This is a genomic window from Frankia sp. AgKG'84/4, from assembly GCF_023242965.2.
GTDB lineage: Bacteria > Actinomycetota > Actinomycetes > Frankiales > Frankiaceae > Frankia.
Genome location: NZ_JALKFU020001204.1, coordinates 1 through 2,557 on the forward strand (window position 1 = coordinate 1; position 2,557 = coordinate 2,557).

Consider the following 2,557-nt stretch of genomic DNA (forward strand, 5'->3'; position numbering starts at 1 on the left):
ACCGGCGAGCGCGGCGTCGAACAGGGCCAGGCCGTCGGCGGCCGGCAGCGAGCGCAGGCCACTGCGGGCGATCCGGCGCTGGTCGGCCGCGGCCAGCTCGGCGGTGAACGTGCTGGTGTCCGCCCACAGACCCCACGCGAGGCTGGTGGCGGGCAGGCCGTGGGCGCGGCGGTGCTGCGCGAGGGCGTCGAGGAAACTGTTGGCCGCCGTGTAGCTGGCCTGCCCCGGCCCGCCGGTGAGCCCGGCGATCGAGCTGTACAGCACGAACGCCCGCACGGTCGGGATGTCCCGGGTGGCCTGGTGCAGATGCCAGGCGCCGTCGAGCTTGGGCGCGAGGACGGTGTGCAGCCGGGCGGGCGTCAGACCGGGCAGCGCCCCGTCATCGATGGTCCCGGCGGTGTGGATGACAGCGGTGAGCGGGTGCTCGGCGGGGATGGCGGCAAGCAGCTCGTCGAGGGCGGGCCGGCTGGTGATGTCGGTGGCCGTGATGGTGACGGCCACGCCGAGCTCCTCGAGGCGGCTTTGGACGGCGGCGGCGTCGGGGTGCTCGGGGCCCTGACGGCTGATCAGGTGCAGGTGGCGCAGGTGGTGGTGGGTGACGAGATGGTCGGCGAGGTGGCGGGCGAGGGTGCCGAGGCCGCCGGTGATGAGCACGGTGCCGAACGGGTCGAGGTTCCAGCCGGCAGGCCCGGTGTCCGCTGCTGTGTCCGCCGCTGCTGTGTCCGCGGGTGCCGTGGTGACGGTGGCGGTCGGAGCGGCGGCGACGGTGAAGCGGGGGGTGTGGGCGGTGCCGGCGCGCAGGGCCATGGACGGTTCGTCGCCGGCCTCGGCGGTGGCGACGGCCGCGGGCAGGGCGGCGGCGGAGGCGGGCTCGTGGTCGGTGTCGAGCAGCAGGATGCGCCCGGGGTTCTCGGCCTGAGCCGTGCGGATCAGTCCCCACACCGGGGCGACCGCGAGATCGACGTCCTCACCGGCGACGCTCACCGCGTGCGAGGTGAGCACCGCCAGCCGTGTCGTCGCCAGCCGTGGGTCGCCGAGGTAGTCCTGAATCAGCGCGAGGGCACGCTCGACGGTGGCCCGTGCGTCGTCCGCCACGTCGTCGTCCGCCACGTCGTCGCCCGCCACGTCGTCGTCCGGCCTGTCGCCGTCAGCTTCCGCGCCGGCGCCCGACGGTCCGCTGCCGGGCTGCCCGCCGAAGGCGACCACGACGAGGTCCGGGGCGGCTTCCCCGGCCTCCACCGCCGCGCCGAGGACGGCCAGGTCCGGAGGCGCGGTCACGACGATCTGCCGTTCGGCGCCACCGAGCGCCGCGGTGACGGCGGCCTGGGCATCCGCGCCGACTGCCGCCCAGCTCGCGGCGCCCGGCGTGGCGAGGACGGGGGACGGCCAGCTCAGTTCGTAGAGGGAGTCCTGCCGGCTCGCCCGGGACGCGGCGAGCTGCTCGGCGGAGACGAGCCGGGCCAGCAGCGAGTCCACGGTGAGGACCGCGGCGCCGGTGCTGTCCGCGGCGTGCAGGGAGATCTCGTCCGGGCCGTGGACGGTCAGGCGCACCCGCAGGGTGGTGGGACCGGTGGCGTGCAGCCGGACGCCGTTCCAGGCGAAGGGCAGGCGGCTGTGGCCCGCCGGGACGTCGGTCAGCCCGTGGAAGACGGACAGGTGTACGGCGGCGTCGAGCAGCGCCGGGTGGACGCCGAAGCCGGCGGCCTCGTCGGTGTGGCTCGCGGGCAGCGTGACCTCGGCGTAGAGGTCGTCGCCGGCCCGCCAGGCGGACCGCAGCCCCTGGAACACCGGCCCGTACGCCAGCCCGGAGGCGGCCAGCGCGCCGTAGATCTCCTCGACCGGCACGTCCACCCGCTCGGCTCCCGGCGGCGGCCAGACGGCCAGCCCATCCGGTGCGCCAGCGCCGTTGGCACCTCCTGTCACCGTCTCCCCGGCCGTCGCGGTGTCGCCGTCGGCGAACACGCCGCTGGCGTGCCGGGTCCAGCCCGCGTCGGGCGCGTCGTCGTCCTGCGGACGCGAGTGGACGGCGACGGGACGGCGTCCCGTCTCGTCGGGGGCGCCGACAGCGACCTGCAGGGCGACGGCACCGCGTGCGGGCAGGATCAGCGGCGTCTCGAACAGCAGCTCCTCGAGGACACCGACGCCGAGTTCGTCACCGGCGCGCAGCGCCAGCTCGACGAACGCCGTGCCGGGGACGAGCACGTTGCCCTGCACCGCGTGGTCGGCGAGCCAGGCATGCGTCGCCAGCGACAACCGCCCGGACAGCACCACCCCGTCCTGGTCCGCCAGCCCGATCGCCGCGCCGAGCAGCGGGTGGTCGGCGTTGGTCAGCCCGAGACCGGTGGCGCTACGCGCGCCGGTCGCCGCTTCCTCCAGCCAGTACCGCTGACGCTGGAAGGGATAGGTGGGGAGCGTTCGGGCGAGGTGGCTCGCGGCGGTGTTGGCGAGGCTGGTGTTGGCGAGGCTGGTGTTGGCGAGGCTGGTGGTGGTGAGGGTGGTGTGGGTGGGGGTGTGGCCGTGGGTGTGGAGGGTGGCGAGGGCGGTGCTGAGGGTGGTG

General features: G+C 75.6%; 1 protein-coding gene. It reads right to left on the reverse strand.

Annotated elements, in window-relative coordinates:
* Window positions 1-2,557 (reverse strand): type I polyketide synthase (locus MXD58_RS28755; protein ID WP_250611311.1); only part of this gene is annotated, 2,557 nt, incomplete at both ends.